The following is a 15111-nucleotide window of genomic DNA, read 5'->3' as shown; positions in this document are numbered from 1 at the left end:
CTGCTCGGCGGGGGCGCGAGCCGCATAGAATCCCTGGGTGACTCCGCTGCCCCTGCTCTACGTCTGCGCCCGCCCGCAGCGCGATGCGGCCGTGGCGGAGTGGGCCTCGTTCCGCGACGGGCTGGGGGTGCGAGGCGACGACCTCGTGCACCACGACCTCGTCCGCCAGCCCCTCCCTGCCGACCTCGAGCGCTACGCCGCGGTGGTCGTGGGCGGCAGCCCGTTCAACGTCACCGCCACCGACAAGACCGACGAGCAACTGCGCCTCGAGCGCGACCTCGAGCGTCTGGCCGCGGCCGGCATCGAGGGCCGCACGAACGTCATGTTCACCTGCTTCGGCATCGGCGTGGTCACGCGCCTGCTGGGCGGAGTCGTGACGCTGGAGCACCCCGAAGACACCGGGCCCGCCGAGATCGCGCTGACCGAAGCCGGGCGGGATGACGAGCTCTTCGGCATCCTGGACCCCCGCTTCCAGGCGTACACCGCGCACAAGGAGGGCACCGCGGCGGTCCCGCCCGGCGCCACCCTGCTGGCGTGGAACGACGCGTGCCCCGTGCAGGCCTACCGCGCCGGGACGGCTCTGTGGGCGACGCAGTTCCACCCCGAGCCGACCGCCGACGCGTTCGTCGCCCGCATGCGCGTGTACCGCGAGGCCGGCTACTTCGACGCCAATGCCTTCGACGAGGTGTCGGCGCAGGTGCGCATCGCCACGGTCGAGCAGCCGACGCTTCTGCTGCGGTCGTTCGCCGCCCGCGCCGTCGCCGCCTGAGCCCGCCCTGGCAGGAGGCCGAGCGCGGCGCCTCACGCAGGTGCCGTCCTGCGGATCCCGAGCACGACACGCCGCCCCGACGCCCAGCCACCCGGCGTGTCACAGTCCCCGTCCGCACGACGGCGCCTGAACCCGCGGCAGGTGCCGTCCTGCGGATCCCGACGACGACACGCCGCCCCGACGAGTCGCCACACGGCGTGTCCCCTCCCCCGTCCGCACGACGGCACCCCGGACTGGGCAATGTCAACCCCGACCACCCCATTTACCTAGCTTTTCTAGTGTTCTAGATATGAACGGAACAGCTCAGTGGCGGGGCTCGGACCTCGCGCGCCAGATCGTCGTCCTCTCCGCCGTGTCGTTCATGCTGATCGCGGCCGTCATCGGCGCGGGTGCCTTCGGAAACTCCGCCGTGCAGGACCAGCAGGGGGGCGCGCTCAACACCGACGGCTCGTACCTCGCGCCCGCCGGTCCCGCGTTCTCGATCTGGTCGGTCATCTGCCTCGGCCTGATCGCGTACTCGATCTGGCAGGCGCTCCCCCGCCAGCGCACGAACCCGCGCCAGCGCGCCCTCGGCTGGCTGATCGCGCTGACGATGACCCTCAACGGACTGTGGTTGGTCGCCGCACGCTTCGGGACGCTCTTCCTCACCGTCGTCGTGATCGTGCTGCTTCTCGCGGCGCTCGGCTGGACGTTCCGCGTCGCGGTCGCCACCCGCGAGCCGCGGGGCGGCGTCCTGGACTCGGTGCTCATCGACGGCGTCACCGGCCTCCACCTCGGTTGGGTCACCCTGGCGACCGTCGCGAATACCGCGGCATGGCTGACGACGATCGTCCCGCCGAGCTGGGAGCAGGGGGCGGATGCCATCGGCATCGCGGTCCTGATCGTGGTGGCCCTCATCGGACTCGCGATCGCCTGGCGCAGCTCGTGGCGCGTGACGCCCGCGATCGCCCTCGCCTGGGGCCTCAGCTGGCTCGCCGTGGAGCGCTTCACCGGCGAGCCGCAGAGCGGCCCGATCGGCGCGACCGCTCTCGTCGTGGCCGCGGTCGTCCTGCTTCCGCCGGTGATCGTCCGGGTGCTGCGTCTGATCCGCCCGAGCGTCGACTGACGACTAGACCCGTTGCATCCGTCCCGCAAGAGGGGCGGATGCACACGGCGCGGGGAGTGTAATCGGGCGGTGGACTCGCTGCCGTTCTTCCTGCTCGTCGTGATCTTCGTCGCCGCAGCGGCGGTGGTGTGGGTCGCCGGAATCCAGCTGTCGAAAGCAACCGACGTCCTCGACGCCCGACTGCACCTGGGCAGTGCGCTCGGAGGCCTCATCGTGCTCGCGGTGGCGACCAACCTCCCCGAGATCGCCATCACGGTGTCGGCGGCCGTCTCGGGCAACCTCGAGGTCGCGGTGGGCAACATCCTGGGTGGGATCGCCCTGCAGACGGTCGTGCTCGTCATCCTCGACGCCTTCGGCAAGCGGGGCCGCGGGGTGAAGCCGTTGACCTACCGCGCGGCATCCCTCACCCTCGTCCTGGAGGGCCTCGTCGTCGTCGCCGTCCTGGCCGTCGTCATCGCGGGAAGCCAGCTGCCGAGCGGACTCGAGGTGCTGCGGCTCACCCCCGACGTCGTGCTGATCGCGGCCCTGTGGATCGTGGGATTGATCCTCGTGCAGCGCGCCGGATCGCACCTGCCGTGGCACGAGGACGGTCGGGCACCGGATGCCACGCCGAAGCCGCACAAGAAGGATCCGGCGAAGGCGATGAGCACGAAGAAAGCCGCGGTCGTGTTCTCGATCTCGGCACTCGCCACCCTCGTGGCGGGCGTGGTGCTCGAGCGCGCGGGAGATGCGGCGTCGTCGCAGATCGGACTGTCGGGGGTGCTCTTCGGCGCGACGGTGCTCGCCCTCGCGACCTCGCTGCCCGAGATCTCGACCGGGCTGCAGGCCATCCGCCAGGGTGACGACAACCTCGCGATCAGCGACATCTTCGGCGGCAACGCCTTCCTGCCGGCGCTCTTCCTCGTGGCGACGGTGATCTCGGGGACGGCGGTGCTCCCCAGCGCCAACGCCGCCGACATCTACCTGACGGCTCTCGCCGCCCTGCTGACGCTCGTATACGTCGTGGGCCTGATCTTCCGCCCGCAGCGACGGCTGATCGGCATGGGCATCGACTCGTTCGTCGTCCTCGTGCTCTACGCCGTGGGCATCGGCGGTCTGTTCGCCATCTCGGCCTGAGGGGCTCAGCGAGCCGTCAGCTCCACCACCACCGCCTGCTGGGGGTTCTGCACGGGCGGACGAATGCCGGCCACGGCCAGCTGGCGCCCGGTGAGCTCGGTGTCGAGGTGGGCCCACGGCAAGGGCGACTGCGCGGGCTCCTGCACGAGGCCGCCCGGGGTCACCAGGCGCACGCGGTAGGTGCGGTCGGGATCGAGGCCCGGCAGACGCACGCGTCCCGCGGGTGAGGCGATCAGGGTCTGCGTCTGCGCGATGGTGAAGAACGCCTGGTCGCGATCGGCCGAGACGACTCCGCGCACGTCGAGCCCTGGGTCGGCGACATCGACGTTCACGAGACGCCCCGTCGCCACCAGCGGACGCACCCGCCGCGCGAGGGCGACCCACTCCCCCACGACGGCACGGTCGCGCTCGTCGAGCGTGGTCAGGTCCCACTCGATGCCGAAGTGACCGAACAACGCGACGGCTCCGCTGAAGGCGAGAGACACCGTGCGGCCGGTCGAGTGCACGTGCGGGGTGGTCAGGTGCATGCCCATCATCTCGGGCGGCACGACCAGGGCGGTGTAGCGCTGCGTCTCGAGCCGCTCGACCGGATCGAGGCAGTCGCTCGTCCAGATACGGTCGGTCCGGTCCAGGATGCCGAGGTCGACGCGCGCCCCGCCCGAGGCGCAGCTCTCGATCTCGAGGCCCGGGAAGCTCTCCTTCAGCTCGTCGAGCAGCCGGTACACGGCGAGCGTGTGGGCGTGCACGGCCGAGCCGCCGCCGGGCCCGGTCGCGGCATCCACGAGATCGCGGTTGTGGTCCCACTTCACGTAGGCGATCGGGTAGGCCCGCAGCACCTCGGTCATCCGCTCGAGGATGTACGCGTACGCGCCGGGGTGCGCGAGGTTCAGCACCTGCTGCTGGCGCGCCGAGGGCGGCAGCTCCTCACGGCCACGCAGGATCCACTCGGGGTGCGCGCGGGCGACGTCGCTGTCGGGGTTGAGCATCTCGGGCTCGAACCACAGGCCGAACTCCATGCCGAGGCCCGTGACGTGGTCGGCGAGCGGGCTCAGTCCGTCGGGCCAGACGCCCTCGTCGACGAACCAGTCGCCGAGACCGGCGGTGTCGTCGCGGCGGCCGCGGAACCAGCCGTCGTCGAGCACGAACCTCTCCACGCCGATCTCGGCGGCGACGTCGGCCAGCTGCAGCAGCTTCGGCAGGCGGTGGTCGAAGTAGACGGCCTCCCACGTGTTGAGGGTGATCGGGCGCGGGCGCTCCGGGTGCTGCGGCCGGGCGCGCCAGGTGTCGTGGAATCGCGCGGCGAGCTCGTCGAGACCGTCGCCCCACGACCCGTAGACGAGCGGCGACGAGACCTCGGCGCCCGGTGCGAGCACGATCTCGCCCCACGCGGCCATCTCGCCGCCCGCGAGCAGCGCCTCGCCCAGCGGCAGCCGCTCGGCGAACACGCGCTGGTTGCCGCTCCACGCGACGTGGATGCCGTGCACCAGACCCGTCTCGAACCCGAAGCCCGGTCGTCCGGCGGCGAGCAGCAGGGTCGCGTCGGCACCGGGGCGACCGCGGCGACTCTCGCGCAGGTGCGTGCCGAAGGTGAAGGCGTGGCGCTGCGACGAGCGCTCGCGCAGGTGGCGGCCGGTGGTGTCGAGAATCTCGGTGGCCTCCCACGGCAGCGGGAAGCTCGGCTGCAGGGTCGAGACGACGAGGTCGTCGGTCCCGTCGTTGACCACCGTGAGCGTCTGCGAGAACAGGCCCGCGGCATCCACCCGAAGATCCGCGCGCAGACGCAGAGCGCGCTGGGCGTCGACGAGGTGCAGCGTCACGGCGTCGGGGGTGGAGTCGACGGATGCCAGGGAGAAGACCGTTCCCTGCACGACGCCGCCGCGCCCTCCCTCGTATCCGGGAGCGCCGGGCCAGCCGGCCGCGGCCGTCGGCACGATCGTGAGGCGGGGCGTCTGGTCGATGCCGCCCGAGACGCGTTGCGGACGCGCGGCCACGACCATCGACGAGAGCGCATCCCCGTCGAGGGCGCCGAGGTCGGGCCCCCAGTGGATGATGGCGGGCGCGGGCAGCGCGGTGAGGTCGATGACGACGCTGGTGCCGCCTGCGCGGAGGTGCGCCGCCGGAGGGGTCTCGGGTGCGACGACGGTGTGCGACATGGCATTATTTCTACCACGAAACAAATGCCCGCCTGCTGTGGGCGAACGGGACGGAGGCGCGATGCTCACCGAGAGCGAAGCCGCCGTCGCCCGCGCCGTGCTGACCCACGGCCCCCTGTCGCGCACCGCCCTCGCCGCGCGCCTGCACCTTTCGCCGCCGAGCCTCACCCGCCTGACCCGCCCCCTGGTGGACGCCGGCATCCTGATCGAGCTCGACGACGACGTCGACGGTTCGGTCGGGCGCCCCTCGCGGCCGCTCGACATCTCGCCCACGGCCGGGACGTTCGTCGGCGTCAAGCTCACCGGCGATCACCTCTACCTCGTCGCGACCGACATCCGGGCCGAGGTGCGCGAGCGCTCCGACCGTCGCCTGTCGGGTTCGACGCCGGAGGCCGTGATCGACGAGATCGCCACCGCGGTCGCGGCGCTCGGGCTGAGCGATGTGCGCGGGATCGGCGTGAGCCTGGGCGGCGCCGTGCGCGACGGGGTCGCCGTCGACGCCCCCTTCCTCGGCTGGCGTGACGTCGCCCTCGCCGATGCGCTCGCGGCGCGCCTCGACGTGCCGGTCGCCCTCGAGAACGACGTCGTCGCCCTCGCCGAGGCCGAGCGCTGGTTCGGAGTGGGTCGCGACCTCCCGGGCTTCGCGATCGTGACCGTCGGCGCGGGAGTGGGCTTCGGCCTCGTGATCGACGGACGTACCGTGCGCACCCCCGATGCCGGGGTCGGCACCGTCGGCCACCTCCCGCTCATGGCCGACGGCCCCGCCTGCCCCGAGGGGCACCGCGGCTGCGCCGCCGCCCTGCTGACGACGACCGCGATCTCGGCTCGGGTCTCCGACACCCTCGGCCGACAGGTCGGGTACGACGAGGCCCTCTCGCTCGCCCGCGCCGGCGAGCCCGCCGCCCGCACCGTCATGGAAGCCGCAGGCGACGCCCTCGGAACCCTGTGCGCCCTCGCCGCCAACCTGTCGCTGCAGTCCGACATCGTGCTCGCCGGAGAAGGCGTGGAGGCGTTCGATCTGGTGCGCGACCGGGTCGAGGCGTCTCTCGCGCGCGGCCGCGAGCGCTCGGCATCCGCCGTCTCGATCCACCCCGACCGCTCGGGCTTCTCCGCCTGGGCGCGGGGAGCCGCGGCGGTGGCGATCCAGGCAGCGATGGGCCGCATCTCGCTCAGCGACTGAACGACGCCGTTCCCCGCACGCGACTACGCCAATCTGCGGCAGCCGAAAGAGAAACCCCGACCGTCACACGAGGTGCGCTGCGTCGGGGGCTGTTCGATATTTTACTTCGAACAGATCCCGTCGGCAATGAGGTCTCATGCATCGTCTTCGCGCAACGATCCCCGCGGTTCGCATGCAACGCTACGACGACGCATGCCGACACGATCAGGACGTCGACGGTGTCGATCTCTATCGCTGGGCCAACTCTGTGGCGCTCGCTGTTTTCGAGGATCTCGGTCACGTCGAGGTCGCCATGCGCTCGGCCATGGCGAGGGAGCTCGCCGACCGGTACGGGCTGGAGTGGTACGACGACCGGTCACTTCCGGACGAGGACGGGACCGAACTTGTCGAGGAGGCGAAAGGACGCATCCGCCTCAGCAAGCTCCCTGATGACCCCTCACTGCGGCACGGCAAGCTCGTCGCTTCCCTGATGTTCGGTTTCTGGGTGAAGTTGCTCGGCCGCGGGCAGTTCGCCGAACGCAACGGCATTCGTGAGCGTCGGATCTATGACACGACTATCTGGAAGGCCGCCGTTCGTCGAGCCTTCCCCGGCGTAGGAGATGTCGAACGCCAGCGTGTGGAGAATGTCGCGCGGAGAGTTCAGGTCCTCCGCAACCGGATTGCTCACCACGAACACATCATCTGGGGCATACCTCTCGTGGGTGAACGCCACCACTCCGATGAGCCGGTGCGCCTGGACCTCGAAACAGCCCACGCGTCAGTCATCGAGATCGCCAGGTACCTGGACGACGGTCTCGCGTCGTGGCTTACCGAGAACAGCCGAGTCGGAGAGCTTCTCGACGCCTGCCCCATATATGCGGGAGAGCTGCTTCTGCGGGAAGACTGACCTGGAGGCCTCGGAGAACCGCCTCGCTTAGAGAGCCGGTGCGACGATCGCGCTCGCTCCGGCAGGCACCGTCAGCGTGGTGCCGTCGAGCACGACGCCCTCGGCGGTGGCCAGCAGCACACGGGCACCGGATGCCGCGGAGGCCGACGCCTCGGCATCCGACAGGTTCACGACGACGAGGAGGTCGCCGCGACGCAGCTCGTACACGCGCCCGCCCTCGGCCTCGCGGGCTGCGGCCGACAGACCCTCGCGCGAGGGGTCGGTGAGCTCGGGGCGCTCGCGGCGGATCTTCGCGAGCTCGCGGTACAGACCGAGCAGCTGCGCGTGGTCGCCCTCGCCCACCTCGTCCCAGTCGAGCTTCGAGTTCTCGAAGGTCGAGGGGTCCTGCGGGTCGGGCACGGTCGACTCGTCCCAGCCCATCTTCTCGAACTCGGCGATGCGCCCCTCGGCGGTGGCCTTGCCGAGCTCGGGCTCGGGGTGCGAGGTGAAGAACTGCCACGGGGTGGTGGCGCCCCACTCCTCGCCCATGAACAGCATCGGCGTGCCGGGGGCCGTCAGCGTGAGCACGGCGGCCGCGGCGAGGCGGTCGTAGTCGAGCGTCTGCGAGAGGCGATCGCCGGCGGCACGGTTGCCGATCTGGTCGTGGTCCTGCGCGAAGGTCACCAGGCGCCAGTTCGGCACGTCGGCGGGGACGGGCTTGCCGTGCTTCTCCTCGCGGAAGGTCGAGTAGGTGCCGTCGTGGAAGAAGCCGCCCTCGCTCACCTTGCGGAACGCGTCGAGGTCGGCGAAGTCCTCGTAGTACCCGATCGTCTCTCCGGTCAGGGCGACGTGGGCGGTGTGATGCCAGTCATCCGACCACTGCGCGGTGAGTCCGTAGCCGCCGGCCTCGCGCGGGAGGATCAGCTTCGGGTCGTTCATGTCACTCTCGGCGATGGTCGTGAGCGGGATGCCGCGGTGCGCCGACAGGGCGTCGGTGCGCTCGGCGATCTCCTGCAGCACGTGCGGGTCGCGGTGGTCGAGCAGCGCGTGCACGGCATCGAGGCGCAAACCGTCGACGTGGTAGTCGCTCATCCACATCAGCGCGTTCTCGACGATGTAGGCGCGCACGGCGTCTTCGTCGAGGTTGACCGAGTCGCCCCACGTGTTGCGGCTGCCCTCGCGGAGGTACTCGCCGAAGAGGGGCAGGTAGTTGCCCGAGGGTCCGAGGTGGTTGTAGACGACGTCCTGGATCACGGCGAGACCCGCGGCATGGGCGGCGTCGACGAAGCGCTGGTAGGCCTCCGGTCCGCCGTAGGCCTCGTGCACGGTGTACCAGAGCACCCCGTCGTAACCCCAGTTCCACGTACCGTTGAAGCCGTTCACCGGGAGCAGCTCGACGTGGGTCACGCCCAGGTCGACGAGGTGGTCGAGGCGACCGATCGCGGCATCCAAGGTCCCCTCGGGGGTGAAGGTGCCGAGGTGCAGCTCGTAGATCAGCCCGCCCGCGAGCTGCTTGCCCGTCCACGCAGCGTCGTTCCACGCGTAGACCGAGGGGTCGAACCACGCCGACGCCTCGTGCACGCCGCCGGGCTGGCGCCGCGACCGCGGGTCGGGACGCAGGTCGTCGCCGTCGCCGAGCACGAAGCCGTACCGCTCGCCGTCAGCGAGGTCGACCGGAGCGGTCCACCACCCGCCGGCATCCGCCGACATCTCCACGTCTTCGACGACGGTGTCGCCACTGTCGTCGAGACGGCGCAGCCGCACTCGCTCGGCCTTGGGTGCCCAGACGTCGATGCTCATGTGGGTTCTTTCCTTCGCGCGTGAGATGGTCGTCGCGCGACGGGGCGCACACCCCGCCGCGCGCAGGTCAGGAGATCAGCAGAGCGACGGGATACTTCGCCAGCAGCTCGCCGAGGCGGGTCGGACCGCCCTGGTACTGCTTGCCCGTGAGCACGTCGATGACCAGCGTGTCGGGCAGCAGCAGCACGGTGTCGCGCCAGCCTCCCGCGGTGCGCAGGCCGTGGGGCAGGCGCGTCGCGACCGCGAACACCCCGCCGCGATCGAACGCGACGACGTGATCGGATGCCACGCCGGCGGCCTCGAGCGGACGGTAGACGTCCAGCGGCACGTCGTTCCGCACACGCAACGCGCGCGAGGTCACGAGCAGCTTCGCGGCCCCGGTCCCGTCGATGGGCGGGCGCACGGCATCCGTCCCGTCGATCGAGGAGAGCAGCCGCCGACGCTCCGCGAAGTCCACGGCCCGACGGTTGTCGGGGTCGACCAGCGACTGCTCCCACAGCTCCGAGCCCTGGTACACGTCGGGGACGCCCGGGCCCATGATCTGCAGCAGCTTGGCCGAGAGTCCGTTCGACCAGCCGTCGGCCGAGATCTCGTCGACGAACGCGCGCACGCGCTCGGCCGCGGGACCGGTGGCCGCATCGACCAGCGCGTGCATGCGCTCTTCGAAGGCCTCGTCCTGCTCCCACCAGCCGGTGACCTCCGACGCCTCGCGCGCGGCCTTCTCGGCGTAGGCGTGCAGGCGTTCGCGGTAGTCCTTCAGACCTTCGGGAGTGGATGCCGAGGCCGGCCACGCCCCGACGATGGCCTGCCACAGCAGCGCGTCGAAGGGACCGTGCCCGGTCGAGGCGATGCCGCGGAACTCCTCGAGTCGCGCGGCCCACCGCTCGGGCATCTCGGCGAGCACGGCGATGCGCGCACGCGTGTCTTCGCCGCGCTTGGTGTCGTGCGTCGAGAGCGTCGTCATCGCGGTCGGCCACGACGCGTGGCGCAGCGCCTGCGCGGTGTGGAAGCCGTGCACGTCGAGCGCGAACTGGCCCGGGTCGCCGCCCACCTCGGTGAGCGAGCCCAGCCGCGTGTAGCGGTAGAACGCCGTGTCTTCGACGCCCTTCGCCATCACGGGTCCGGTCGTCTGCTGGAAGCGCCACGCGATCTCGAGGTCGGTGTCGGCGAGGGCCGGCACGAGCTTCTCGATCACGTCGTCGAGCTCGGGGCGGCGGATCTCGGCCTCGCCCGAGGCGGCGTCGAGGTGCGCGCGCCCCGCCGGGAGGTACGAGCGGTAGACGGGGAAGCACGCGAGGATCTCGGCGAGGGCGTCCTGCAGCACCTCGGCCTCGAACTCCTCGCGCAGCTCGGCGGGAAGGCCACGGACGATGCGGCGGATCTCCGACACCTGGATGGAGTCGGCGATCTTGCGCTTGGTGTCGTGGATGAGGTCGTGCCAGCCGGTCAGGGCGGGCAGGTCGCTCTCGGTGCGCAGGCGCGCATCCAGGGCGTCGAGGGGCACCTCACCCGCGGGATCCGTGAGCACGCGGTCGATCTCGGCGAGCGCGTCGTATCCGGTCGTGCCGGCGGTCTTCCACCACGAGGGCAGGGCTTCACCGTGCTCGAGGATCTTCTCGCCGAGTACATAACCGACCTCGTCGTCGCTCGCCTCTCGCAGGGCGGCCGAGAGGCGGTCGAGGTACCCACCCGGGTCGACGAGACCGTCGGGGTGGTCCACCCGCAGGCCGTCGGCGAGACCCTCGCGCACCCAGCGCAGGATCTCGGCGTGGGTCGCCTCGAACACCTCCGGCAGCTCGACGCGCACACCCGCGAGGGTCGTCACGGCGAAGAAGCGGCGGTAGTTGAGGTCGGCCGCTTCGTCCTGCCAGAAGCGCAGCTCGAAGTTCTGCGCGTCGAGCAGAGCCTCGATCGCGTCGCGCGAGCCCGAGGCCGCGGCATCCGTCCCCGTTCCCGGAGCCACCGGGAAGGCGTGGTCGTAGTAGCGGATCAGCCCGTCGGGGGCGTCGTCGGCCGGCGTCGGGTCGTACGAGATCTCATCGATGACCTCGGCGAGATCGGCGCCCAGGATCGGCACGCGCACCTTGCCCGCGCCGAACTCCCAGTCGATGTCGAAGGCGGGGGCATGGGCCGAGGCCCGTCCCTGGCGCAGCACGTCCCACCACCACGAATTGCTCCGCGGCTCCGAGACGCCCATGTGGTTGGGCACGATGTCGATCAGGATGCCGAGGTCCTTCGCGCGCGCCGCCTGCACGAAGCGCGAGAGTCCCTCGGCGCCGCCGCGGGCGGGGTCGACGCGCGTGACGTCGACGACGTCGTAGCCGTGGTCCGACCCGGGCGTGGCCTCGAGAATCGGCGAGAGGTACGCCCACGAGACCCCGAGGTCACGGAGGTAATCCGTGACCTCGGCGGCGTCGTCGAGGGTGAACGATTCGCGGATCTGCAGGCGATACGTCGAAAGCGGATGCCGCATCTCGGTCACAGCTCCGGCTTGGGCGCCTGCCCGGGCAGGTCGTCAGTGCCGAGCGTCTGGATCTGCGCCGTGAGCGAGGCCGCGACCGAGTGGTCGACCTCGGGCTCGGGCAGGTGGTGCTCGCGGAGCACCATCAGCGACTTCGGCTCCAGCGGCAGCGTCTCGCCGGGGTTGAGCGGCTCGGTGTTGGCGCGCTCGCCCGCGGTGTCGACGTACGCGTCCCACTTGGGGGCGTACTCGAAGTCGGGCAGCTGGAAGTCGACCTTGTCGTCGCCCGCGTTGAACAGCACGAGGAAGTGGTCGTCGCTGATCGACTCGCCGCGACGGTCGCGCTCGCGAATGCCCTGGCCGTTGAGGAAGACCCCCACCGCCAGGCCGAAGCCGTTGTCCCAGTCCTCGGGCTGCATGAGCGAGCCGTCGGGTCGCAGCCACACCACGTCGGGCACCGGAGCGCCCTCCTCCATCTTCACGGGGCGACCGTCGAAGAACCGGCTGCGGCGGAAGGTCGGGTGCTGCTTGCGCAGTCGCGCGAGCGCGGCGGTGAACTCGATCAGCGGGGTGTCGATGTTCGACCAGTCCACCCAGGTGATCTCGTTGTCCTGCGCGTAGCCGTTGTTGTTGCCGCCCTGCGTGCGACCGAGTTCGTCGCCGTGCAGCAGCATCGGAACACCCTGGCTGAGCAGCAGCGTCGCGATGAAGTTGCGCTGCTGCTGCGCACGGCGCTTGAGCACCTCGGGGTCGTCGGTGGGACCTTCGATGCCCATGTTGCTCGAGCGGTTGTGCGATTCGCCGTCGTTGTTGTCTTCGCCGTTGGCCTCGTTGTGCTTCTCGTTGTACGACACGAGGTCGCGCAGGGTGAAGCCGTCGTGCGCGGTGACGAAGTTGATGGATGCCACGGGGAAGCGGCCCGAGTGCTCGTACAGGTCGGCCGACCCGGTGAGGCGCGAGGCGAACTCGCCGAGGGCCTGCGGCTCACCGCGCCAGAAGTCGCGGACGGTGTCGCGGTACTTGCCGTTCCACTCGGTCCACTGGGGCGGGAAGTTGCCGACCTGGTAGCCGCCGGGGCCCACGTCCCACGGCTCGGCGATGAGCTTGACCTGCGAGACGATCGGGTCCTGCTGCACGAGTTCGAAGAAGGCCGCGAGGCGATCGACCTCGTAGAACTCGCGGGCGAGGGTCGAGGCGAGGTCGAAGCGGAAGCCGTCGACGTGCATCTCGAGCACCCAGTAGCGCAGCGAGTCCATGATCAGCTGCAGCGTGTGGGGGTTGCCCACGTTCAGGCTGTTGCCGGTGCCGGTGTAGTCCGTGTAGTAGCGCTTGTCGTCGTCTTCGAGGCGGTAGTACGCCTCGTTGTCGATGCCGCGCATCGACAACGTCGGGCCCATGTGGTTGCCCTCGGCGGTGTGGTTGTAGACCACGTCGAGGATGACCTCGATGCCGGCGGCGTGCAGGGCCTTGACCATGGCCTTGAACTCCTGCACCTGCTGACCGTGGTCACCGGTGGAGGAGTAGGTGTTCTGCGGGGCGAGGAACGCGATGGTGTTGTAGCCCCAGTAGTTCGACAGCCCCTTCTCCTCGAGAGTGGAGTCGTTGACGAACTGGTGCACCGGCATGAGCTCGATCGCCGTGATGCCGAGCTTCTTGAGGTGCTCGATGACGACCGGGTGGGCGATGCCGGCGTAGGTGCCGCGCAGCTCCTCGGGCACGTCGGGGTGCAGCTGGGTGAGGCCGCGTACGTGCGCCTCGTAGATGAACGACTCGGCGTAGGGGATCTTCGGCTGACGGTCGCCCGACCAGTCGAAGAACGGGTTGATGACGACGCCCTTCATCATGTGGGCGGCGGAGTCCTCGTCGTTGAACGAGTCGGGATCGCCGAACTCGTAGCTGAAGACGGGCTGACCCCAGTCGATCTGGCCCTCGACGGCCTTCGCGTAGGGGTCGAGCAGCAGCTTCGCGGGGTTGAAGCGCTTGCCGTTCGCGGGGTCGTACTCCCCGTGCACGCGGTAGCCGTAGCGCTGCCCGGGCAGGATGTTGGGGAGGTAAGCGTGCCAGACGAACGCGTCGACGTCGATCAGCTCGACGCACGTCTCCGTTCCGTCTTCATCGAAGAGGCAGAGCTCTACCTTTTCCGCTCCTTCACTGAACAGGGCGAAGTTCGTCCCATTACCGTCGTAAGTGGCCCCGAGGGGATAACTGGATCCTGGCCATACCTGCTGCACGTCGCTCACGATAGACCAGCGTCGTTTCCGCGAACCTGCGTGGTCACGGCAGTTGACACCCACCCCACCCCCGGCTATGCGCGCGGGTCTCTATGCCCTCTCGGGCGGATGCCGCAGCAGCTCGATGCGCTCGTCGAGGTAGCGCTCCAGGGGCATGTACCCGCCCGCGGCGCTCCAGCGCACGAGCACCTCCCCGCCCCGGAGCGCGAGCGGTGCGCTGCGCTCCCCGAGCGCCGACAGGTCCACCGGCGCCCATTGGATGTGGATCGTCTCGCCCTCTGGCACGCCTCCTCGAGCGGCCGCGGCCGAGAGCTCCGCGCGACGCCGCTGCGATTCCGCGGCGAATCCGCGGCGCACCTCGGCGCGCGAGCGCACGATGTCGCCGGTGCTCAGCACCGCGTCGTCGGTGAGCAGCAGCGCTCCGAGATGCCACGCCGTCCCCCGCGGGGCGATGCGCGCGGCCCGCGGGATGCCGAGCAGGCGGCGCCCTTCCTGCAGTTCCCCTAGGCGCTCGCGCGGGGCGTCGGCCAGCCGCGTCCGCGCGGCGGCGAGGATCCCCTCCACGGCGGTGTTCACCCGCGCTCTCCTTCCTCGCGCGCAGCGCGCGCCTTCTCGAGCGTGCGGAGGCTCGACGCCACCGCCGCAGCGGCATCCGCCCTCTCCTTCTCGCGCTCGTCGAGCTCGGCGTCGGCGTCGTCGGCCTCCGCCTCGGCGCGCTCGAGATCGGCGCGGAGCCCATCGACGCGCTCGCGCAACCGCTCCGCTCGCTCCTGCGCCGAGACCCGTCGGCGCTCCGCCGCGGTCTGCTCCCGCTCGGCGGCGGCGTGCGCGCGCTCCGCTTCGCGTTCCGCACGCTCGGCGGCCTTGCGCTCCCGGCGTGCGGCGAGGTCGTCGCGCGGCTGCGGCGCCGGGAGCGCCTCGGGAACCGACCCCGCGACGGCCGTCGTCAGCTCTCCCTCGCCGAGATCGGCGAGGTCGATCGGGGCGACGAGGCGCCCGGTGAGCACGGCCGCCGCCACCGACTCGTCGACCACCGCGGCGTTGATCGTCTTCTGCACGGCATCCGCCACCGTCGCGCTGAGGGGCGTTCCGGCCTCGGCCGCGAGCTCTCCGGCCCGCCGCGCGAGCGCGGCCACCAGCTGCCGGCGTTGACGCCCCAGCCGAGACAGTTCAGCGGCGTCGAGGTCGTCCTGCGCCTCGTGCAGGGCCCGCGACAGCTCGACGGCCTCGCCGAGCTGCCCGTCGCGCACGAGCAGGTTCACGGCCCACGCGGCCACCGTGGGCTTGCGCAGCTTCGCGATGCGTCGGCCCACCGCCCCCGACTCCGCAGCGGCACGTTCGTTGCGCGCCGCGGTGAAGCGCGCCGGCGGCAGCGCGAGCAGCTCTGCGGCGACCTCGTCGAGGCGGGCGGCGTCGTCGCTCATCCCTCCA

11 protein-coding genes are annotated in these 15111 nt (G+C 70.8%); 5 read left to right on the top strand and 6 right to left on the bottom strand.

Going from position 1 to position 15111, the window contains the following annotated elements:
* Positions 1 to 37: 37 nt before the first annotated feature.
* The 3 genes from LPW41_RS03565 to LPW41_RS03555 all read left to right on the top strand — a co-directional run bounded on the left by LPW41_RS03565 (position 38) and on the right by LPW41_RS03555 (position 2990).
* Complete coding sequence (locus LPW41_RS03565) at positions 38 to 769, top strand: GMP synthase (protein WP_230704136.1); 732 nt, start codon at positions 38 to 40, stop codon at positions 767 to 769.
* Positions 770 to 1058: 289 nt separating this feature from the next.
* A complete protein-coding gene (locus LPW41_RS03560) occupies positions 1059 to 1874 on the top strand; it encodes a tryptophan-rich sensory protein (RefSeq protein WP_230704135.1) in 816 nt (271 codons plus the stop codon).
* 69 nt (positions 1875 to 1943) lie between these two features.
* Entirely contained in the window at positions 1944 to 2990 is a 1047-nt protein-coding gene (locus LPW41_RS03555; protein WP_230704134.1) for a sodium:calcium antiporter, read from the top strand.
* A gap of 5 nt (positions 2991 to 2995) precedes the next feature.
* Here the strand turns inward: LPW41_RS03555 and LPW41_RS03550 are convergent, their stop codons facing one another.
* Positions 2996 to 5143, bottom strand: a complete 2148-nt coding sequence (locus LPW41_RS03550; RefSeq protein ID WP_230704133.1) for an alpha-galactosidase — start codon at positions 5141 to 5143, stop codon at positions 2996 to 2998.
* A gap of 61 nt (positions 5144 to 5204) precedes the next feature.
* Between LPW41_RS03550 and LPW41_RS03545 the strand changes: the two genes are divergently transcribed.
* Both LPW41_RS03545 and LPW41_RS03540 read left to right on the top strand, forming a co-directional pair.
* A complete protein-coding gene (locus LPW41_RS03545; RefSeq protein ID WP_230704132.1) occupies positions 5205 to 6323 on the top strand; it encodes an ROK family transcriptional regulator in 1119 nt (372 codons plus the stop codon).
* Between the two features lie 172 nt (positions 6324 to 6495).
* Positions 6496 to 7209, top strand: coding sequence for a hypothetical protein (locus LPW41_RS03540; RefSeq protein WP_230704131.1), 714 nt, complete (start codon positions 6496 to 6498; stop codon positions 7207 to 7209).
* Between the two features lie 27 nt (positions 7210 to 7236).
* On the opposite strand, the gene treZ is transcribed toward LPW41_RS03540, so the two are convergent.
* From treZ to LPW41_RS03515, 5 genes are all read right to left on the bottom strand, one after another.
* On the bottom strand, positions 7237 to 8988 hold the full coding sequence (gene treZ, locus LPW41_RS03535) for a malto-oligosyltrehalose trehalohydrolase (protein WP_230704130.1): 1752 nt from the start codon (positions 8986 to 8988) through the stop codon (positions 7237 to 7239).
* 67 nt (positions 8989 to 9055) lie between these two features.
* Positions 9056 to 11461 (bottom strand): malto-oligosyltrehalose synthase, encoded by a 2406-nt coding sequence (gene treY / locus LPW41_RS03530; RefSeq protein WP_230704514.1) that lies wholly within the window; start codon positions 11459 to 11461, stop codon positions 9056 to 9058.
* Between the two features lie 5 nt (positions 11462 to 11466).
* Positions 11467 to 13689: a glycogen debranching protein GlgX gene (gene glgX, locus LPW41_RS03525; protein WP_230704129.1), complete on the bottom strand. Its 2223-nt coding sequence runs from the start codon at positions 13687 to 13689 to the stop codon at positions 11467 to 11469.
* Between the two features lie 81 nt (positions 13690 to 13770).
* Positions 13771 to 14256 (bottom strand): glutaminase, encoded by a 486-nt coding sequence (locus LPW41_RS03520; protein ID WP_144829910.1) that lies wholly within the window; start codon positions 14254 to 14256, stop codon positions 13771 to 13773.
* The gene (locus LPW41_RS03515; RefSeq protein ID WP_230704128.1) at positions 14253 to 15104 is read right to left on the bottom strand and encodes a transposase; all 852 of its coding nucleotides are present in this window, start codon (positions 15102 to 15104) and stop codon (positions 14253 to 14255) included. Before LPW41_RS03515 ends, LPW41_RS03520 begins: the two co-directional genes overlap by 4 nt.
* Positions 15105 to 15111 lie beyond the last annotated feature (7 nt).

The sequence above is a fragment of the Microbacterium sp. JC 701 genome (assembly GCF_021026215.1).
In the GTDB taxonomy this organism is placed as follows: Bacteria; Actinomycetota; Actinomycetes; order Actinomycetales; family Microbacteriaceae; genus Microbacterium; species Microbacterium algihabitans.
The sequence above is the reverse complement of the archived record's forward strand: the minus strand, read 5'-3'. Positions and strand labels throughout refer to the sequence as shown.